Here is a 20,498-nt window from a genome sequence, read left to right as displayed (position 1 = left end):
GCCCCTACTTGCTGGCAAGCGTGCCCGACAGACATGCCGTCTGGCGGCGCCATGCTGCGCCTGCGCCAACCGGGGGCCCATTGCCTGTCTCACATCAGTACTGACGCTAGGCCCGGCCCGCGACAGGGCCCGCTTGCGCGTAGAAATCAGGATAAAGAGTCATGAAACAACAACATACCGCCAGCCGGCACAAGCAGCAGGGGTTCGTTGCCCCGACCAGTGCCAGGGAGAAGCTCTCCTCCCGGGTGCTCGACGAGGCCGACAAGTCCCTCGAGTACACCCTCACTGCCGTGCGCGGCAATATCGACGGCCTGACCTCGACCGAGGCGGCCAACCGTCTGGTCCAGTTCGGCCCCAACGAGGTGACCCACGACAAGCCGCCCCATCCGCTGATCCAGCTGATGCAGGCGTTCAAGAACCCCTTTGTGATGGTGCTGATCGTGCTCGGACTGGTCAGCTACGTGATGGACGTGCTGATGGCCGAGCCGGGTGACGAGGATTGGGTCAAGGTGATCATCCTCGGCGTCATGGTCAGCCTGAGCGGCCTGCTCCGCTTCTGGCAGGAGTACCGCTCGGCCAAGGCGGCCGAAACCCTCAAGTCGCTGGTGCGCAACACCGCCACCGTGCTGCGCCGCCCTTCGCCGGGAGCCCCTTCCCAGCGCAAGGAGGTGGCGATGGTCGAGCTGGTGGCCGGTGACATAGTGCACCTGCAGGCGGGGGACATGATCCCGGCCGACATCAAGCTGATCGAATCCCGCGATCTCTTCATCAGCCAGGCGGTGCTGACCGGCGAGGCCCTGCCGGTGGAGAAGTACGACACACTGGGAGCCGTGGCCGAGAAGTCGGCGGACGGCAGCAGCACGGGGGAGGTGGGCCTGCTCGACCTGCCCAACATCTGCTTCATGGGCACCAACGTGGTGAGCGGCACCGCCAAGGCGGTGGTGGTGGCGACCGGCAGTGACACCTATTTCGGTTCGCTGGCCCGCAACGTGGTGAGCCACAAGCGCATCGAAACCAGCTTCGATCGCGGCGTGAACAGCGTCACCAGGCTGCTGATCCGCTTCATGCTGGTGATGGTGCCCGTGGTCTTCATGCTGAGCGGCGTCAGCAGCGGTGACTGGATGTCGGCGCTGACCTTCGCGCTGGCGGTGGCGGTGGGGCTGACCCCGGAGATGCTGCCCATGATAGTCTCCGCCAACCTGGCACGGGGCGCCGTGGCCATGGCCAAGCGCAAGGTGGTGGTCAAGCGGCTCAACTCGGTGCAGAACTTTGGCGCCATGGACGTGCTCTGCACCGACAAGACCGGCACCCTGACCCAGGACAAGATCATCCTGGAGCACCATTACAACGTACGTGGCAACCGTGACGACAGGATCCTGCAGCTGGCCTGGCTCAACAGTTATCATCAGAGCGGCATGAAGAACCTGATGGACATCGCGGTGATCGAGCACGCCGATGTGCTGGGTGACAGCTGCAAGCCGGACAACTACAGCAAGGTGGATGAGCTGCCGTTCGACTTCGTGCGTCGTCGCCTGTCGGTAATAGTGCAGGACGATCTGGGCCAGCAGTTGATGGTCTCCAAGGGGGCGGTGGAAGAGATGCTGGCCGTCTCCAGCCACATTGCGGATGGCCAGGAGGTGCGGGAGCTGACCGACGCCGATCGCCGTGCCCTGCTGCGCCAGAGCGAGGAGTTCAACGCCGAGGGGTATCGGGTGCTGATAGTGGCGACCCGGGATATCCCGGCTGCCGAGTGCAAGCAGAGCTATCAGACCCGTGACGAGGCCGGACTGGTGGTGCGCGGCTTCCTCACTTTCTTCGATCCACCCAAGGATTCAGCCGCCCCGGCCATCCGCGCGCTGAATGACTACGGCGTGGCGGTCAAGGTGCTGACCGGCGACAATCCCATCATCACCAGCAAGGTGTGTCGCGATGTGGGGCTGAACCCGGGGGTGCCGTTGCTCGGCAAGGACATAGAGGTGATGGACGACGTGGCCCTGTGCACAGTCGTCAAGCACACTACCATCTTCGCCAAGCTCACTCCGCTGCAGAAGTCGCGGGTGGTGAAGGCGTTGCAGGCCAACGGCAACACGGTCGGTTTCCTCGGTGACGGCATCAATGACGCTCCGGCGTTGCGGGATGCGGACGTGGGGATCTCGGTGGACAGCGGTGCCGACATCGCCAAGGAGACGGCCGACATCATCTTGCTGGAGAAGAGCCTGATGGTGCTGGAAGAGGGGGTGGTCAAGGGACGCGAGACCTTTGGCAACATCCTCAAGTACCTCAACATGACTGCCAGTTCCAACTTCGGCAATGTTTTCTCGGTGCTGGTCGCCTCCGCCTGGTTGCCCTGGGCGCCCATGCTGGCGATGCAGATGCTGATCCAGAACCTGGTGTATGACGTCTCCCAGATGCTGCTGCCCTGGGACAAGATGGATCCCGAGTTCCTCAAGCGTCCGCGCAAGTGGGAAGCGAGCAACATCAAGCGCTTCATGCTCTGGCTCGGCCCGACCTCCTCGGTGTTCGACATCAGCACCTTCTGCCTGATGTGGTTCGTGTTCGGTGCCGGCGCCATGTATGCCACCGCCAACGGCAGCATGGATCCCCTGGTCAACGGTCAGGCCATCATGAACTCTGGCTGGTTCATCGAGGGGCTGGTCTCCCAGACCCTGGTGGTGCACATGCTGCGAACCCGCAAGATCCCCTTCCTGCAGAGTACGGCTACCCTGCCGGTGCTGTTGTCGACCTCCATCGCCATCGCCATCGGCTGCTACCTGCCGTTCTCGCCGCTGGCGGAGCACTTCGGCTTCATCACATTGGAAGCGCCCAAGTACTTCATGTGGCTGGTGATCACCATGCTGGCCTACATGGGGCTGACCCAGGCGATCAAGACCATCTACATCAAGCGCTACTGTCAGTGGTTCTGACGGGATAAGCCTGGCCATCAAGCACCAGCGTCAGTGGTGCCCGGTGTGAACCAGACTGCCATGCGGATTTTTATCCGTGTGAACGCAAAGAGGGATGGCTCAGGCCATCCCTCTTTTTCATGGGGGCGGGAGGAGGTCAGTGCGGGACCAGGGCATAGGCTTCGCCGGCCATACCGGTCAGGATGGAGAGGCTGACGGCGCCGAACAGCAGGCCCGTGACCAGATTGAGTGGACGCTGGATCCGGCCAAGCAGGCGTTGGGCCCGCGGGGTGGAGAGGCTCCAGGCCAGCACGCCGAACCAGACCAGAGAGAGCAGGAACAGCTCCAGCACCAGCAGGCCGCGCGTCAGCCCATCCACCTGCGGCGTCACCATGGCCGCCAGCAGTCCCATGAAGAACAGCAGTGCCTTGGGATTGAGCAGATTGGTGGCAAGCCCGCTCCCTATCCCCTTGCGCCAGCCCTGCTGCTCTCCGCCAGCCTTTAGGGCCAGTGTTGCCGAGCTGTGCCAGGCGGCCTTGAGCGCCCCCCACCCGAGCCAGCCCAGATAGAGGGCGCCGACCACCTTCACCGCCATGAAGAGCCAGGGATGTTCGGCGATCAGCAGGCTGATGCCGGTCAGGCTTAGGGTGGCGTGCAGCAAGATGGCGAGTGCTATGCCGAGCGCCGCCCCCAGTGCCGTTGGCCTGTGCAGGCTGGTACGCAAGATCAGCGCGAAGTCCGGCCCAGGGCTCGCCAGGGCGATCAGATGGATGAGACCTATGGTCAGAAACAGGCTGGTGAACATGGTGAAACCTCGATAACTGTATGAGGTGACAGCATGGGGGATCAGGGCGGGGAGGCGATTGTAAAAGATTGCATCTGCTGCCGGTCATCGACCGGGCTGGGCTGTCATGGCCCTGGCTAGCCGGGCTGGCCCGTAAAAGACTGCATCTGCTGGCGGTAATCGGCGGGGGTCAGCCCGAATGCCTGCCGGAAACCGTGGTGGAAGTGGCTCTGATCGAAGAAGCCGACTGCCAGCGCCACCTCGCTCACCGGCAGGCCGCTGCCGAGCAGGCGCTTGCCCTGCTCCAGTCTCAGTCGCTTGAGCCAGGCATAGGGGGTCATGCCTGTCTTTTTCTTGAACTGACGCAGGAAGGCGAAGCGATCCAGCCCGAACAGGGCGGCCAGATCCTCCAGGCTGTGGCGCTCATCCAGTCGGGCCAGCAGATAGTCGCGCAGGTATCTTAGTTGGGGATCCGCCAGGGCGTGGCGCTCCGGCGCTATGTGCAGCAGCTCGCCGAGCAGGGCCAGCAGCTGGCTCTCCGCCAGCAGGCCGTCCGCCTGGGGCGTGTCCAGGTACATGTGCAGCCGGGCGAAGCCCTGATAGAGGTCGGGACGGCTCTGCAAGCCCTTGTCGAAGAAGGGCTCGGGGCTGTCCGGCAGCCAGCGCGCCAGCTGTTCGGGTGCGATGGCAAACACCCGCACCTCGTACCCTTCCGGCAGCAGGCTGAGGCCGTCGTGCATCTCGTCCGGGTTGACGGTGGAGAGCTCGCCGCGCACCAGATTGTGGCTGCTGCCCTTGTGGATGAATTTCTGGCCGCCCTGCTGCACCAGACCTATGTGATAGTCCAGGTGAACGTGGCGGCCATAGCTGAACTCCCTGTGGTGGGAGTGGGAGAGTTCAACCCCCGGCAGCAGCCGGGATTGCCAGTAGTGGATGCGGGATTGGGGAGCGCTCATCGGCTATTGATAACCTGAAACCTGAATATTGGCTTGTAGATTATTGCAGTGTCGACGCGGCCATGCCGTCAACCCTGACTGGCAGCCCGGCGCCGCTTGCTGCTGCGCAGTCCGTCCAGGCTGAACAGCACAAGCGCACTCCAGATGCAGCCGAAGGTGATCAGCTTGTCCGGTGTCAGCGCTTCCCCGTACAAGGTCACCGCCAGTATGAACATCAGGCTGGGGCCTATGTACTGGAAGAAACCCAGGGTGGAGAGTTTGAGACGGGTGGCGGCTGCGGTGAAGCAGAGCAGGGGCGCCGTGGTAACGGCTCCGGCGGCGATCAGCAGCAGATTGAGGTGCCAGTCGTTCTCCGTCATATGGCTGGTGGTGCTGTCGGCAAATCCCCACAGGTAGATGGCGGCCGGCGGCAGCATGATCATGGTTTCGATCAGCAGGCCGGTGAGGGCATCGAGGGCCAGCTTCTTGCGAATGAGGCCGTAGATGGCAAAGCTCGAGGCCAGTACCAGGGCTATCCAGGGCAGGGAGCCGAAGGCGATGAGCTGGACGGCGACACCGATCACCGCCAGTCCCACGGCCCACCACTGCAGGCGACGCAGCTGTTCGCTCAGAAACAGCATGCCGAGCAGCACGTTGAACAGCGGATTGATGTAGTAGCCGAGGCTCGCATCCAGCATGTGGCCGTTGTTGATGGCCCAGATGAAGAGCAGCCAGTTGCCGCCGACGGTGACCGAAGTGAAGGCCAGGGTGAGCAGCACTTTTGGCTGGCGCAGCACGGCCTGCACCTTGTGCCACTGGCGCCCGAGCAGGGTCAGCACCATCAGCAGAACGCAGGACCAAATCATGCGGTGGGTCAGGATTTCGGCAGCCGGTACGGCGGAGAGGGTTTTGAAATAGATGGGGGCGAGACCCCAAAGGGTATAGGCGCACAAGGCATAGATGATGCCCTGACGCTGAGCTTGTTGCTGCATGCGGATAACCTTCACTGGAGAGTCGGACGTTGGAAAACATCGCAAAAAATCAGTGTAGCGATCCTTTTGGAGGGAAAGAAGTGAATAAATGGTGATCGGCGGATTTTAGCGGTACGTTTCTCTGCTCAGCGGCCCCCGCCACGACGGATCTTCTCGACGTCCATCAGCAACCACAGCATGAGTGCGATGGCGGAGATCCACGGACCCCAGGTCACATAGGCCTCACCCTGCCCCAAGAGGTAGAACAGCAGGGGCAGTCCTATCACCAGAAACAGTACACTTCCCAGAAAAAATAGCATTTTTATCTTTATATTTAAGGGCTTGTCTATTTGACGATTATATCGATTGAGGCGTGCGATGAAAGGGCAAAAATGAAAAAGGAGGATTTCTCCCCCGATTTCACGAATGAGCGTCATTTCTGATGCTATTCGAGCTGGATCCAGGTGCTTTTCAGCTCGGTGTACTTCTCTAGGGCGTGCAGTGACTTGTCGCGGCCATTGCCGGATTGCTTGAAGCCGCCGAACGGCATCGTCATGTCGCCGCCATCCCAGTTGTTGACGAAGACGGTGCCGGCACGCAGGGCGCGGGAGCCCTTGATCGCCTTGTTGAGGTCAGCGGTCCAGATAGCCGCCGCCAGGCCGTAGTCGGTGTCGTTGCCGAGTGCTATCGCCTCTTCCAAGGTATCGAAGCCGGTCACCGCCAGCACAGGGCCGAAGATCTCCTCGCGGAAGATCCGCATCTCGGGCGTCACCTCGTCGAAGATGGTGGGTTCGATGTAGAAGCCACCGCTCTCCATATTGGTGCGCTTGCCCCCCAGCAGCAGCTTGGCTCCTTCCTGCTGGCCGATATCGATGTAGCGCAGCACCTGCTCCATCTGGATGTTATCCACCATGGCGCCGATGCGGGTGGCGGGATCGATCGGGTTGGCCGCAATCCACTCGCGGGCATGGGCCAGCAACCGTTCCATAAATTGCGGCTTGATGCTGTTTTGCACCAGCAGGCGAGAGGCGGCGGTACACACTTCACCCTGGTTGTAGAAGATGGCGCCGGCGGCACTCTTGGCGGCGGCGTCCAGATCCGGCGCATCCGCCAGTATGATGTTGGGGCTCTTGCCACCACACTCCATAAAGGCGCGCTTGAGGTTGGACTTGCCGGAGCACTCCACCAGATGTTTGCCGATCTTGGTGGAGCCGGTGAAGGTGATGCAATCCACGTCCATGTGCATGGCCAGTGCCTCGCCCACTGTATGGCCAAAGCCCGGCAGCACGTTGAAGACCCCATCCGGAATGCCCGCCTCTTTCGCGATACCTGCGATGCGCAGGGCGGTGAGAGGGGATTTCTCGGAGGGCTTGAGGATGACCGAGTTGCCGGTGGCCAGCGCCGGGCCCAGCTTCCAGCAGGCCATCACCAGCGGGAAGTTCCAGGGGACAATGGCGGCGACCACGCCGAGGGCCTCGCGGGTCACCAGCGCCAGGGCGGACTCTTCCACCGGCGCGACCTGATCGTAGATCTTGTCGATGGCTTCGGCGTTCCAGGCGATGCAGTTGGCGGCGGCGGGAGCGTCATACCCCATGGCATCGCCGATGGGCTTGCCCATGTCCAGCGACTCAAGCAGTGCCAGCTCCACCTTGTTGAGACGCATCAGGTCGGCGAAGCGCTGCATGATCAGCTTGCGCTGTTTCGGGGCCAGCCCGCTCCAGCGTTTGTCATCGAAGGCGGCGCGGGCGGCCTGCACCGCCAGCTCGGCATCGGCGGCATCGCAGGCGGCGACCTTGGTCAGCAGCTTGCCGTTGGCCGGGTTGATGCAGTCGAAGGTGGCGCCATTGATGGCATCCCGGTAGCTGCCGTCGATGAAGGCTTGGGAGGGCAGGGTCAGATGGGCGGCCTTGTGTTGCCACTGGGCCAGAGTCAGGTCACTCATGTTCACTCCTTGAACCGGCAAAGAATTGGTATCCGCGTATCAATATGCTAAACATACCGCCGCTTGTAAATCCACTATGTAACATTTTATTAAACAGCTGAGGCTGTTCCCGTCAGAAATTGGCCGGGATACTTTGCCTGAGAGCAGCTCGAACACTGTTCAATGATGCTGCCTTGCGACTCTGTGTGGCTGATGTGATCTGTTCGAGAGCAGCCCGAATTCTGCCAAATGGCGACTTAGAAACTGGCCGGCGTGTTGGCAGAGATCAGCACGCACTCCTGCTCGCCCACGTTGCGAAAACGGTGCGGCGTGCGGCTGTCGAAGTAGTAGCCATCACCCGGTGCCAGCTGGTGGATCTGCTCGCCAATGGTCACCTCGACCGTCCCCTGAATGACGATGCCGCACTCTTCCCCTTCGTGGCTCAGCATGTCGTCACCCGTGTCTGCGCCTGGCGGCAGTATCTCCTGCATCATGCCGATGGCACGGTTGGCGCGGCTGTGGCCCACCAGTCGGTAGCTGATGGGATGGGTGCCAAGATCCGGCATGTCGCTGGCGCGGAAGATCACCTCTGTCCCCATCTCTGTCTCTTCGGTGAAGAAGCTGGCCAGGGACATGGGAATGCCTTCGAGTACCTTGCGCAGCGAGGACACTGAGGGGCTCACCTGATTTTTCTCGATCTGGGAGATAAAACCGTTGGTCACACCGGAGCGTTTGGCCAGCTCGCGCTGGGAGAGGGCCGCCTTGGTGCGAACCGCCTTGAGGCGGTGACCGATATCCATCAATAGACACTCCTTGACTGTTTACTATTATTAAAATTGTGTTAAATATCTTATACCACCCCGGTCGGGGTGACACCAAGCAGGGCAACATTGAGCCCTTTTTTATGGATTCAGGTGTTTAATTTAATAGGCATAAGCCGATAGTTACTAAACACCTTAAGGATGAGGTGACCATGAAACCGATCAGCGACATCAATACGCCCTCCGATATGTCCGCCTTCTGGATGCCGTTCACCGCCAACCAGCAATTCAAGGCGGCGCCGCGCATCCTGAAGTCGGCAGAGGGGATGTATTATCACTCAGAGGATGGCCGCAAGATACTGGATGGCACTGCCGGGCTCTGGTGTTGCAACGCGGGCCATGGTCGCCGCGAGATCGCCGAGGCGGTTTCCCAGCAGATTTCCCACCTCGATTTTGCTCCTACGTTCCAGATGGGGCACCCCTTGCCGTTCGAGCTGGCCAACCAGCTGGTGGAGATAGCCCCCAAAGGGTTCGGTCACGTCTTCTATACCAACTCGGGTTCTGAATCTGTGGATACGGCGCTGAAAATAGCGCTGGCCTGGCAGCGGGCGCGGGGACAGGGCACCCGCACCCGGCTGATTGGTCGTGAACGGGGCTACCATGGAGTCGGCTTTGGCGGCATCTCTGTGGGGGGGATCCCCGGCAACCGCAAGTGGTTCGGCTCCCTGCTGACCGGAGTGGATCATCTGCCCCACACCCTCAATATTGCCAAGCATGCTTTCACCAGGGGATTGCCCGACGAAGACGTGACCCTGGCCGACGAGCTGGAGAAGATCGTCTTCCTGCACGATGCCAGCAACATAGCGGCTGTCATCGTCGAACCCATAGCCGGCAGTACCGGTGTCATCATGCCACCCAAGGGTTACCTCAAGCGTCTGCGGGAGATCTGCACCAAACACGGCATTCTGCTGATCTTCGACGAGGTGATCACCGGCTTCGGTCGCCTCGGTTCCCCCTTTGCGGCGCAGGAGTTCGATGTCATCCCCGACATGATCACCTGTGCCAAGGGGCTCACCAATGGCGCCATCCCCATGGGAGCCGTGCTGGTGCAGAAGCACATCTATGACGACATGATGGCCGCCGGCAAGGGCGCCATCGAGCTGTTCCACGGCTACACCTACTCGGGTCATCCGGTGGCCGCCGCCGCCGCGCTGGCGACCCTCGACATCTATCGCAACGAGAACCTGCTCACCCGCGCCGCCGATCTGGCGGGCTACTGGGAGGAGGCGGCCCACTCCCTCAAGGGCTGCAAGCATGTGAAGGATGTGCGCAACTACGGTCTGGTGGCGGGTATCGAGCTGGAATCCATGCCTGATGCCCCTGGCAAGCGTGCCTATGAGGTGTTCGTGCGCTGTTTCGAGAAGGGGGTCCTGGTTCGCGTGACAGGGGACATCATAGCCCTGTCGCCGCCGCTCATTATCGAGCGCAGCCAGATCGACGACCTCTTCACCCTGTTGCAGGATGTGTTGCAGACCCAGGACTGACCTTTTTCACCTTGTTTCATGGCGCCCGCGGCTTGTCGGGCGCCATCTCCCTGTGCCCGGCCCGTAGGCCCGCAGGGGAATGCGGATTACTCATCATGGAGGATATATGACATACAGGGTCAGCAACTTTATCGACGGCCAGCTGCAACAGAGTCACAGCGAGCGGTTTGGTGCCATCTTCAACCCGGCCACCGGCCAGCAGCAGGGGAGTGTGGCACTCGCCACCGCCGCCGAATGTGGCGAGGCCATCGCCGTGGCGGAGCGTGCTTTCGCCGACTGGTCCCAGACACCGCCGCTGGTGCGCGCGCGAGTACTGTTTCGCTTCAAGGAGCTGATGGAGCGGCACAGGGATGAGCTGGCGGAGCTCATCAGCCGCGAGCATGGCAAGGTCTTCTCCGATGCCCAGGGTGAGCTGACCCGGGGGCTGGAAGTGGTGGAGTTTGCCTGCGGCATTCCTCATCTGCTCAAGGGGGAGCACTCCCTCAATGTGGGCCGGGGGGTAGACAGCCATTCAATGATGCAGCCGGTGGGGGTGTGCGCCGGTATCACGCCGTTCAACTTTCCGGCCATGGTACCGCTCTGGATGTTCCCGGTGGCCATCGCCTGCGGCAATACCTTTATCCTCAAGCCCTCCGAGAAGGATCCATCCCTCTCCCTGCGCATGGCCGAGCTGCTCAAGCAGGCAGGTTTGCCAGATGGTGTGCTCAGCGTGGTCAACGGCGACAAGGAGGTGGTGGATGTGCTGCTGACCGATCCGCGGGTCGGTGCCGTTTCTTTTGTGGGCTCCACTCCCATCGCCGAATATATCTATGCCACCGCCTCGGCCCACGGCAAGCGGGTGCAGGCGTTGGGCGGCGCCAAGAACCACATGCTGGTGATGCCGGATGCGGATCTCGATCAGGCGGTCTCCGCCCTGATGGGGGCGGCTTATGGGGCGGCGGGCGAGCGCTGTATGGCCATTTCGGTCGCTGTGGTGGTGGGTGATGAGACCGCCGATGCACTGGTGGCCAAGCTGGCGCCGCTGGTGGAAGCGCTACGGGTCGGGCCTGGCCTGGGTCAGGTACCGGAGAACGAGATGGGGCCTCTCATCAGCCGTGAGCATCTGGCCAAGGTGCGAGGTTATGTGGATCAGGGGGTGGCCGAGGGCGCCCTGCTGCGAGTGGATGGTCGCGGCGTGAGTCACGGGGAAGGCTACTTTATCGGTGGCAGCTTGTTTGACGAGGTAACCCCCGGGATGCGTATCTACCGGGAGGAGATTTTCGGCCCCGTGCTCGCCATAGTGCGGGCCCCGGATTACGAGACGGCGCTCGGGCTAATCAACCAGCACGAGTATGGCAATGGTACTGCCATCTTTACTTGCGACGGCGATACTGCGCGGGACTTCACTGCCAGGGTTCAGGTCGGTATGGTAGGGGTGAACGTCCCCATTCCCGTGCCCATGGCGTTTCACAGCTTTGGGGGTTGGAAACGGTCCATCTTCGGGCCGCTCAACATGCACGGGCCGGATGGGGTGCGCTTCTATACCCGGATGAAGACGGTAACGGCGCGCTGGCCACAGAGCCTGCGGGCCGGTGCCGAGTTCTCCATGCCGACCATGAAGTAAGCAACCATGCAGCAGCTAGTCCAGGCATGGCCCGGTGGTGAAACGCTGCCGGAGTGCCCCGCTATCCCTGTTGAAGGAGTAACAGATGCGACTGGGAATTCTCGATTGTGACCGGCTGGATCCCGATTTGGCGGATCATTTTGGCCCCGTTTACTCCGAGATGTTTATCAAGGGCTTTCGGGCGTTGGCCCCCGAGCTGGAGTTCAGGATCTGGTCGGCGCTCGATGGCGAGCTGCCGGACGATCTGCAAGAGTGTGATGCTTGGCTCATCACGGGTTCGCGGCACGATGCCTACAGCGATCTGCCCTGGATCCAGGCACTGCGCGCCTGGATCCGGCTGGCCCACGATGCCGACGTCAAGCTGGCCGGGGTCTGCTTCGGCCATCAGGTGATTGCGCAGGCGTTGGGGGGCGAGGTGGTCAAATCCACCAAGGGGTGGGGGCTGGGGGTCTCGGTTCACCCCATGCTGGCGACCGGATCCTGGATGCAGCCCGTGCTGGATCAGATCCGGATCCTGGCCAGCCATCAGGATCAGGTAGCCCTGTTGCCACCCGGTGCAACACGGCTGGCGGGCAACGATTTTTGTCCCAACTTCATGTTCTTGCAGGGGGACCACATAGTCGCCATTCAGGGGCATCCGGAGTTTTCGGTGGAGTACAACCGGGCGCTGATCGAGCGGCGGCGGGACTTCTTGTCCGATGATCGTTATCAGAGCAGCCTCTCCTCACTGGAGGGGGAGGTGGATTCGGCCACCATGATGCAGTGGTTGTTACAATTTTTGGGCATCCTGCCCGGTAGCGAAAGGGCGACCGGCGGGATCACAGCAGGAGAGCGAGCATGATTATTGGCGTACCCAAGGAAATCAAAAACCATGAATACCGGGTCGGCATGACTCCCGCCGGAGTGCAGGAGCTGGCGGCCCGGGGACACAAGGTACTGGTGCAACAGCAGGGAGGCGAGGCGATCGGGCTGTCCGATGCCGAGTACCAGGCTGCCGGTGCTGAGCTGGTGGCGAGTGCGGCTGAGATATTCGCCCGGGCCGAGATGATAGTGAAGGTGAAGGAGCCCCAGCCGGAGGAGTGTGAACTGCTGCGCCCCGGTCAGCTGCTCTTTACCTATCTGCACCTGGCGCCGGATCCGGTGCAGACCCAGCTCCTGGTCCACTCGGGGGCGGTGGCCATCGCCTACGAGACGGTGACCGACGAGCGCGGCGGTCTGCCGCTGCTGGCGCCCATGTCTGAGGTGGCGGGGCGGATGGCGATCCAGGCCGGCGCCCACAGTCTGGAGAAGGCGCAGGGGGGCAATGGCACCCTGCTAGGTGGTGTGCCTGCGGTGGCCCCTGCCAAGGTAGTGGTGCTGGGGGGCGGCGTGGTGGGCGTCAACTCGGCGCGCATGGCGCTGGGACTGGGAGCTGATGTCACCATTCTGGATCGATCCCTGCCGCGCCTGCGGGAGCTGGACAGCCTCTATGGCCCGGCCCTCAAGACGCTTTACTCCACCCGCACCAATATCGAAGCCTGCATCGCCCAGGCGGATCTGGTGATCGGCGCCGTGCTGATCCCGGGAGCGGCGGCGCCCAGGCTGCTGACCCGCGACATGCTCAAGCTGATGCGCAAGGGCTCAGTGCTGGTGGACGTGGCCATTGATCAGGGCGGCTGCTTTGAAACCTCCCACCCCACTACCCATGAAGAGCCGACCTATGTGGTGGATGGCATCATTCACTACTGCGTGGCCAACATGCCGGGCGGTGTCGCACGCACCTCCACCTTCGCGCTGACTAATGCCACCTTGCCGTTCGTACTGGCGCTGGCAGACAAGGGTTACGCCCAGGCGCTCAAGGATGACAAACACCTGCGGGCCGGTCTGAACGTGTTCAAGGGCAAGGTCACCCAGGCGGCAGTGGCCCAGGCGCTTGGCTACGAGTACGTCAGCGCCGAATCCGTGCTGGCGTGACGCAGCCGGTGTGAACCCTGCCGGCAAACGTCGAGCTGGTTCACAAACCCCGTGATTTCAGGGAGGGCCGTCAGGGCCCTTTCTCATATACTGGGGTCCCTTGTCAGTGAGGCTTCTCCATGTCCCGCATTCTGCTGCTTGCCAATCTCAACTGTGATCATGTGCTCTCTCTCTCCGAACCCCTGATGGCCGGTGCCCGTCTGCAATACGTGGATCAGGGCCGCAGGCTGGGGGGCGGCGCCGCCAACACCGGCATAGGGCTGGTATGGGCGGGCCACGAGGTGACCATCGCCTCCCGCATCGGGCTGGATGAGGCCGGCGACTGGCTGCTGGAGCAGGCGGCGGGTTACGGGCTGGACTGCTCTCATGTGGAGCGCTTCGGGGGCGAAACAGGGGAACTGCTGATCCTGGTGGATTCCACCGGCGAGCGCACCATCCTCAGGCGGCCGCGTCGCCCCGACCTGCCTGGCGACTTGCCGGTGGAGGGGGTGGACTGTCTCTACGTGAACTATCCCGGCACCGCCATCACAGGCTATATGCGCCAGATGCTCGGCAAGAGTTTCGTGGTGGCACAGTATCCCAAGGGCGGGCAGGCTCGCCGTCCCTGTCACGTGCTGGTGGCCTCCCGCTCCGATCTCGGCGAGGTGAGCGACCCCTGGCTGCATGCTCGTCAACTGGCCGGGGAGCAGCTGGAGTGGCTGGTGCTGACCGAAGGCAAGGCGGGGGCCGTGGCCATCCATGGTGAGGAGCAGATCCGGGTCGCGGCGCGGCCCGTGTCAGTGGTGGATACCACGGGAGCGGGGGATGCGTTCGCCGGTGGCCTGATCCACGGACTGGCGCGAGGCATGGCGATCCAGGATGCCTTGCAGTGCGCGGTTGACTGGGGCGCCTTCGCGGTTGCCTCCGAGAGCTCAATCCCCTCCACAGCGCTGAAAAACTGGCTCAAGCAGCCCCATTGAATCCACACAGCAGGAGTCGTGTGGTGCACGCCGATCCGCGCCGGCCTTGGGGATGGCGCGGCGAAGTTAGCCGCCCAAAACCCCTCAAACCCGGGAGCCAGCCTGCAAGTTTGCGATCAATCAAAGAAAGTGTCGATTTATGTGCATCTTCATCGACACCCGCCTGAGCTGCTCTTAACCTTGTCATTCCACGACTCGGATTAAGATGCGGACTCTGCGCGGGCGCAAGAGCTGTCCCGCCTCTTAGCTTTAGGTTGTCGTCCTGATTTCCAGCTTGTAGTAAGAGGCAAGTGCGACCATGCAACTGACACGATTTACCGACTATGCCCTGCGTACCCTGACTTTTTTGGCGGTTCAGCCGGGAGATCGCCTGTCGACCATCACCGAGGTGGCCGATACCTTTGCCATCTCCCGCAACCACGTGGTCAAGATAGTGCATCAGCTTGGCATCAAGGGGTACATAGAGACGGTACGCGGCAAGCATGGCGGCATCCGCCTCGGTCGCTCCGCCGTCTCCATCAACCTGCGTGATGTGGTGATGGACATGGAACACGTGCTCTGCCCTGTGGATTGCAAGCGCGAGAACTGCCGTCTCTCCGGTGGCTGTCGCATTCAGGGTATTCTGCGCCGCGCCATGAACGCCTTCCTCGAGGTGCTGGGGGAATACACATTGGCCGATGCAGTGCGGGATCCCACTCGTCTCTGCCACCTGCTCGGCATTGAGCACGACTCCATTCTGGCCATGGCATAGAGCCAGCGTCAGACCATGAGGGGCCCACGGGCCCCTTTGTGCTTTCTGGCGTCTGGTAGCAGTGGAATATGGCTTCAGTGCTGAAGACGGGTCCTGGGGGCGTCAAAGCTGGGGGATCAGGGTGATGGCGCCGTGCAGGCAGGCGAGACCGCAGGCACCGCAGCCATCGCACGCCGCCATGTTGACGCTAACCCCATCGCTGGTGGCCTTGATCGCCTGCTGGGGACAGGCATCTTCACACAGCAGGCAGTAGAAGCCCTGCCTGGCCTGACAACTCGCCTCAATCTGTACCCGGGTCTGCACCTGGCGCCCCCATTGCAGATCGAGGGCGCCGGTCGGGCAGGCTCTGGCACAGCTGCCACAATAGCTGCACTGGCCGCAGGCGAGATCCAGCACAGGGGTGCCGGCGATGGCTGTACCCTCGTATTCGGGTTGACTGGCCGGTTTGAGCAGGCCGTTGGGGCAGGCCTTGAGGCACTCGCCGCAACGGGTGCAGAGGGAGAGGTACTGGGACTCTTCGATGGCCCATGGCGGGCGAGCTTCATGGCAAACCACGGGGGTGGGGCGAGAAGCTTGCCAACCTTGCGTCAGCCAACGGAGGAAATAATGAGTCATGCTCACCCCTGATACCTATTAGGGGTTAATTTTATCCAAGTTTCTGCTGGCAAGCCAGAGAATAGCGGCGGGCAGGATCGCAAGCCGGGTTGCCCTTGTGTAAGCTAGGCGGGTCTTTTTGCGGGATTGAATGAACTCATGTGGTTATTTTTGTGGCGTGCTTCTCTGTTGTATATCTTCCCTCTGCTGATGTGGGCTTACTGTCGCATCAAGGGTATCGAATTCGCCGAGCTCGATACCGGGGTTAACAGTCACAAGTGGGTTGTGCTGGCCGCCTACCTCCTCTACGTGCTGCTCTGGTTGCTGCTCAACCGTTACCTTGAGCTCTTCCTGCGTCAGCGGAGTCGCAAATGATCGCGCTGGCGACCTGGGGGCCGGCGCTGCTGGCAGCCCTGCTCGCCCTCTGTGTCGGCTGGTTGGCAGGGCGCCGCTTTGCCAGCGCCCAGGAGCAGGAGTTGCTGCTGACCCAGGAGCGCCATCAGGCGCTGCAGGATCGCTTCGACGAATTGCAGGATGAGCGGATGCAGGGTCAGCAGAAGCTGGATCAGCAGCAGACCCTGCTCATCAAGCTCACTGCCCGCCTCAAGGATGCCGAAGCTACCCTGCGCAGCGAGCGACTGGCCGCAGCCGAGAAGCTGCAACTGCAGCGGGATGGGGAACAGCGTCTCAGCCAGCAGTTTGAAAACCTCGCCAATCGTATTTTCGAGCAGAACTCGGGTAACTTTCGTGACCTGAACCAGAACAGTCTGGATCTGCTGCTGACCCCGCTGAAAGAGCAGCTGGAAGGCTTCCGTCGCCAGGTGGGAGAAACCCATGCCCAGGAGACGGCCCAGCGTCACAGCCTCAAGTTCGAACTGGAGCGTCTGGCCGAACTCAACGCCCGCATGACCGAAGAGGCGGCTGCCCTGACCCGTGCCCTCAAGGGGGACAGCAAGCAGCAGGGTAACTGGGGGGAGGTGGTGCTGGCCCGTATCCTCAGTGAATGCGGTCTGCGTGAGGGCCACGAGTACCACACCCAGGTCAATATCGAGCTGGACAAGGGCAAGCGCTATCAGCCCGACGTGATCGTCCACCTGCCGCAAGAGAAAGACATCATCATCGACGCCAAGGTATCGCTGACCGCCTACGAGCGCTGGTACAACGCCGATGACGCGCTGGAAAAAGCGGTAGCCCTCAAGGAGCACGTCGCCTCGGTGCGCAACCATATCCGCGAGCTGGGCCGCAAGGATTACCAGCAGCTGCCCGGGGTGCGCACCCTCGACTATGTGCTGATGTTTGTGGCGGTGGAGCCTGCCTTCCTCACCGCGCTGGAGGCCGACCCTTCCCTGGTACGCTATGGGCTCGACAACAACATCTTGCTGGTGAGCCCCACCAACCTGATGGTGGCGCTGCGGACCATAGAGAACCTGTGGCGCTACGAGCGGCAGAACCAGAATGCCCGCCAGATTGCCGAGCGAGCCGGACGCCTCTACGAGAAGCTGCGGCTGTTTGTGGAAGAGATGCAGCAGATGGGGGGCAGTCTTCACAAGGCGCAGGAGAGCTATGACAAGGCGATGGGGCGGCTGGTCAACGGCCGTGGCAACTTGATCGCCCAGGTCGAGCGTTTCCGTGAGCTGGGGGTGGAGGTGACCAAACCTCTGCCCGAGGCGCTGGTCAACCGCGCGCTGGAACGGGAAGACCCGACCGAATAGCGGCGAGTCTTGTCAGCGTCATGAGATGGAGAAGGGCAGCCGCAGGGCTGCCCTTCTGTTTTCTGTGTTCTCGCTATCCTGGCAGGAATTACTGCTTCCAGAACGAGGGGAAGAAGATCACGGCCACTGTCAGGATCTCGAGGCGCCCCAGCAGCATGCCGAACGACAATATCCACTTGGCCGAGTCCGGCAGGGTGGAAAAGTTGGCACTGGGGCCTATGACGGGGCCCATGCCCGGGCCCACGTTGGCCACCGCTGTGATGGAGCCCGAGATGGCGGTCAGGGGGTCCAGACCTATGGTGGCGAGCAGGGCGGCGATCAGCAATATGATGGCGAAGTAGGCCAGCACGAAGGAGATCATGGAGCGAATGATGGCGTCGTTGACCTGGCGGCCATTGTACTTCTGCGGGAAGACGGCGGAGGGATGCATCAGCTGGCGCATCTGCTTTCTGAACAGGGCGAACGCCACCTGTACCCGGAAGATCTTGAGGCCGCCGGAGGTGGAGCCGGAGCAGGCACCGAGCAGCATGATAAAGATAAACAGCACGCTGGTGAGGGGTCCCCAGGTGCCGAAATCGCCGAGGCCATAGCCGGTGGTGGTGATCACGGAGACGATATTGAAGCTGCTGATGCGCAGGGCATCCATGAAGCCGTAAATGTCTCTGATCCACAGATAGAAGGTGACGACGACTGTGATCCAGACCACCAGCCAGAAGAAGCCCTGTACCTGGGCATCCTTGAGCAGGCTGTGGTCACGTCGGCTCAGGCTCTGTACATAGAGCAGGAAGGGCAGCCCCCCCAGAAACATGAAGAGGGTACCGATCCAGTGTGCCGAGTTGGAGAAATGGGACATGGATTGGTCCGAGGTGGAATACCCGCCTGTACTGAGCGTGGTCATGGCGTGGTTGACCGCCTCGAACAGTGTCATGCCGCTCACCCAGTAGGCGAGGAAGCAGCACATGGAGAGCACCAGATAGACCACCACTATGTTGTTGGCCACTGTCTTGGCGCGGGGGGCACTCTTGTCAGACCAATCCGAGCTCTCGGTCTGGAACAATTTCATGCCGCCCACGTTGAGGTAGGGCAGTACCGCCACCGCCATCACGATAAAGCCAACGCCACCCAGCCACTGCAGGGTGGAGCGCCACAACAGTATGCTGTGAGCCATGCCATCCAGCCCTGAGAGCACTGTGGATCCCGTGGTGGTCACCCCAGACATTGTCTCGAAATAGGCATCGACAAAGCCGATGTGATTGATGAAGACGAAGGGCAGGGCCCCGAAGATGCAGGCAACCAGCCAGACAGAGGTGGTGAGCAGAAACATCTCCCGCACCCCGAGGTGAAATTCTGCCTTGCGGCCGTAGTGGAGGCAGAGCAGAGCGGCGCCGTGGGTGATCAGCACGGATTGAAGAAACTCGACAAATCCCTCCGAGCCGGTGAACAGGGCCAGCAGGGTTGGCAACCACATGAACAGAGCCAGCTTGGAGAGCACCAGCCCTTGAGTGAAGATGATAGGACGCAGCTTGATCATGCAGAATAACCTGATCGTTGAGTGACGAGAGATCCGGACATCCCCTTCGGGAGGCGACGCCGGATCTGGGTTGTGCTGACTTGAGGCATGGGTCGGTTACAGGAAGAAAGGGCTTGGCTGGAACAGCCGTTCCACTTCCGGTATGTACTTCTTGTCCACCAGGAACATCACCACATGGTCATCCTGCTGGATCTGGGTGCGATCGTGGGCGATCAGCACCTCATCACCACGAACAACGGCACCTATGGTGGTGCCGGGCGGCAGCTTGAGCTCACCCACCGTCTTGCCCACCACCTTGGAGGTGTTCTCGTCACCGTGGGCGATGGCTTCAATGGCTTCGGCCGCCCCGCGGCGCAGGCTGTATACGTTGGCGATATCGGCCCGACGCACGTGGGTCAGCAGGGCCGAAATGGTGGCCTGCTGTGGCGAGATGGCGATGTCGATGGAGCCGCCTTGCACCAGGTCCACGTAGGCGCTGCGCTGGATAAGCACCATTGTCTTCTTGGCACCCATCTTCTTGGCAAGCAGGGCCGACATTATGTTGGCCTCATCCTCGTTGGTGACCGCGATGAAGACATCGATCTGATCAATGTGTTCCTCGGCCAGCAACTCCTGATCTGCTGCATCACCACAGAAGACGATGGTGTTCTCCAGCTGTTCCGAGAGTTGTTCGGCCCGCTTCTGGTTGCGCTCTATGAGCTTGACGCTGTAGCGCTTCTCCAGTTGACGGGCGAGACCGGCCCCTATGTTGCCACCCCCGACAATCATGATGCGGCGATAGGGGCTCTCGAGCCGCTGCAGCTCGGACATGACGGCCCGGATATGACCGGCGGCAGCGACGAAGAACACTTCGTCATCTGCTTCTATGATGGTGGTGCCTTGCGGACGGATGGAGCGGCCCTGGCGGAAGATGGCCGCTACCCGTGTCTCTATGTTGGGCATGTGATCCCGCAGAGTGGAGAGAGCATTGCCCACCAGGGGGCCACCATAGTAGGCCTTGACTGCCACCAGACCCACCTTGCCACCGGCAAAGTCCACCACTTGCAAGGCGCCGGGATATTCGATCAGTCGGCGAACATAGTCGGTGACCAGCTGTTCCGGCGCTATCAGGTGATCCACCGGCACGGATTCCGGTAAAAACAGCCGGTCCCGCTCGGTCAGATAAGCCGGGGAGCGAATGCGCGCCACCTTGTTCGGGGTATTGAACAGGGAGTAGGCCACCTGGCAGGCGATCATGTTGGTTTCGTCGCTGTTGGTGACCGCCACCAGCATGTCCGCATCCTGTGCACCCGCCTCGCGCAGTACCCTGGGATGGGCGCCGTGACCATTCACCACCCGCAGGTCGAACTTGTCCTGCAGCTCCCGCAGACGGTCGCTGTCGGTATCGACTATGGTGATGTCGTTGTTCTCTCCGGCCAGGTTCTCGGCCAGGGTGCCACCGACCTGACCTGCGCCCAGAATGATGATCTTCATAGGGACCCCTCATGGGACGAGGATGGGTTGTTACCGCTGGCAATATGGCAGGGATCAGTCATCAACATGGTGATCTTCATAGGGAAAACGTGCTCGATGTTGC

General features: G+C 61.6%; 18 protein-coding genes. 9 read left to right on the top strand and 9 right to left on the bottom strand.

Features of this window, described 5'->3' with window-relative positions:
• The first annotated feature begins 161 nt into the window (after positions 1-161).
• Positions 162-2,924 carry a magnesium-translocating P-type ATPase gene (gene mgtA / locus GWQ27_RS13900; protein ID WP_275907584.1) on the top strand — a complete coding sequence of 921 codons (2,763 nt, stop codon included), beginning with the start codon at positions 162-164 and terminating at the stop codon, positions 2,922-2,924.
• A gap of 136 nt (positions 2,925-3,060) precedes the next feature.
• Here mgtA and GWQ27_RS13895 read toward each other — a convergent pair whose 3' ends face one another.
• From GWQ27_RS13895 to GWQ27_RS13870, 6 genes are all read right to left on the bottom strand, one after another.
• Entirely contained in the window at positions 3,061-3,708 is a 648-nt protein-coding gene (locus tag GWQ27_RS13895) for a LysE family transporter (protein WP_005319980.1), read from the bottom strand.
• Between the two features lie 116 nt (positions 3,709-3,824).
• Positions 3,825-4,643, bottom strand: coding sequence for an AraC family transcriptional regulator (locus GWQ27_RS13890; protein WP_005319978.1), 819 nt, complete (start codon positions 4,641-4,643; stop codon positions 3,825-3,827).
• Between the two features lie 68 nt (positions 4,644-4,711).
• Positions 4,712-5,614 (bottom strand): EamA family transporter RarD, encoded by a 903-nt coding sequence (rarD, locus tag GWQ27_RS13885; protein WP_275907583.1) that lies wholly within the window; start codon positions 5,612-5,614, stop codon positions 4,712-4,714.
• A 125-nt stretch (positions 5,615-5,739) separates the two neighbouring features.
• Positions 5,740-5,913 (bottom strand): hypothetical protein, encoded by a 174-nt coding sequence (locus tag GWQ27_RS13880; protein WP_181455359.1) that lies wholly within the window; start codon positions 5,911-5,913, stop codon positions 5,740-5,742.
• Positions 5,914-6,038: 125 nt separating this feature from the next.
• On the bottom strand, positions 6,039-7,535 hold the full coding sequence (locus tag GWQ27_RS13875) for an aldehyde dehydrogenase (RefSeq protein ID WP_021138671.1): 1,497 nt from the start codon (positions 7,533-7,535) through the stop codon (positions 6,039-6,041).
• A gap of 236 nt (positions 7,536-7,771) precedes the next feature.
• On the bottom strand, positions 7,772-8,314 hold the full coding sequence (locus tag GWQ27_RS13870; protein WP_005319966.1) for a cupin domain-containing protein: 543 nt from the start codon (positions 8,312-8,314) through the stop codon (positions 7,772-7,774).
• A gap of 173 nt (positions 8,315-8,487) precedes the next feature.
• Here GWQ27_RS13870 and GWQ27_RS13865 point away from each other — a divergent pair, with 173 nt between their 5' ends.
• The 6 genes from GWQ27_RS13865 (at position 8,488) to GWQ27_RS13840 (ending at position 15,085) form a co-directional block, all read left to right on the top strand.
• Positions 8,488-9,819, top strand: coding sequence for an aspartate aminotransferase family protein (locus tag GWQ27_RS13865; RefSeq protein WP_275907582.1), 1,332 nt, complete (start codon positions 8,488-8,490; stop codon positions 9,817-9,819).
• A 106-nt stretch (positions 9,820-9,925) separates the two neighbouring features.
• Positions 9,926-11,422, top strand: a complete 1,497-nt coding sequence (locus tag GWQ27_RS13860; protein ID WP_275907581.1) for a CoA-acylating methylmalonate-semialdehyde dehydrogenase — start codon at positions 9,926-9,928, stop codon at positions 11,420-11,422.
• A gap of 85 nt (positions 11,423-11,507) precedes the next feature.
• A complete protein-coding gene (locus GWQ27_RS13855) occupies positions 11,508-12,263 on the top strand; it encodes a glutamine amidotransferase (protein WP_265461556.1) in 756 nt (251 codons plus the stop codon).
• Positions 12,260-13,375 carry an alanine dehydrogenase gene (ald, locus tag GWQ27_RS13850; RefSeq protein WP_058395608.1) on the top strand — a complete coding sequence of 372 codons (1,116 nt, stop codon included), beginning with the start codon at positions 12,260-12,262 and terminating at the stop codon, positions 13,373-13,375. Before GWQ27_RS13855 ends, ald begins: the two co-directional genes overlap by 4 nt.
• Positions 13,376-13,494: 119 nt before the next feature.
• A complete protein-coding gene (locus tag GWQ27_RS13845; protein ID WP_275907580.1) occupies positions 13,495-14,334 on the top strand; it encodes a PfkB family carbohydrate kinase in 840 nt (279 codons plus the stop codon).
• A gap of 298 nt (positions 14,335-14,632) precedes the next feature.
• On the top strand, positions 14,633-15,085 hold the full coding sequence (locus GWQ27_RS13840; protein WP_005319948.1) for an Rrf2 family transcriptional regulator: 453 nt from the start codon (positions 14,633-14,635) through the stop codon (positions 15,083-15,085).
• 102 nt (positions 15,086-15,187) lie between these two features.
• Here the strand turns inward: GWQ27_RS13840 and GWQ27_RS13835 are convergent, their stop codons facing one another.
• A complete protein-coding gene (locus GWQ27_RS13835; protein WP_275907579.1) occupies positions 15,188-15,700 on the bottom strand; it encodes a ferredoxin-type protein NapF in 513 nt (170 codons plus the stop codon).
• Positions 15,701-15,838: 138 nt separating this feature from the next.
• On the opposite strand from GWQ27_RS13835, the gene GWQ27_RS13830 reads away from it, so the two are divergent.
• Positions 15,839-16,054: a hypothetical protein gene (locus GWQ27_RS13830; RefSeq protein ID WP_005319942.1), complete on the top strand. Its 216-nt coding sequence runs from the start codon at positions 15,839-15,841 to the stop codon at positions 16,052-16,054.
• The gene (rmuC, locus tag GWQ27_RS13825) at positions 16,051-17,391 is read left to right on the top strand and encodes a DNA recombination protein RmuC (RefSeq protein WP_169047201.1); all 1,341 of its coding nucleotides are present in this window, start codon (positions 16,051-16,053) and stop codon (positions 17,389-17,391) included. Before GWQ27_RS13830 ends, rmuC begins: the two co-directional genes overlap by 4 nt.
• 88 nt (positions 17,392-17,479) lie before the next feature.
• On the opposite strand, the gene GWQ27_RS13820 is transcribed toward rmuC, so the two are convergent.
• On the bottom strand, positions 17,480-18,922 hold the full coding sequence (locus GWQ27_RS13820) for a TrkH family potassium uptake protein (RefSeq protein ID WP_021138664.1): 1,443 nt from the start codon (positions 18,920-18,922) through the stop codon (positions 17,480-17,482).
• Positions 18,923-19,018: 96 nt separating this feature from the next.
• The gene (gene trkA, locus GWQ27_RS13815; protein WP_005319933.1) at positions 19,019-20,395 is read right to left on the bottom strand and encodes a Trk system potassium transporter TrkA; all 1,377 of its coding nucleotides are present in this window, start codon (positions 20,393-20,395) and stop codon (positions 19,019-19,021) included.
• Between the last annotated feature and the right edge of the window lie 103 nt (positions 20,396-20,498).

The sequence above is a fragment of the Aeromonas sp. 5HA1 genome, assembly GCF_029237245.1.
Lineage (GTDB): Bacteria > Pseudomonadota > Gammaproteobacteria > Enterobacterales > Aeromonadaceae > Aeromonas > Aeromonas salmonicida.
This window is presented reverse-complemented; position numbering and strand designations above follow the sequence as displayed.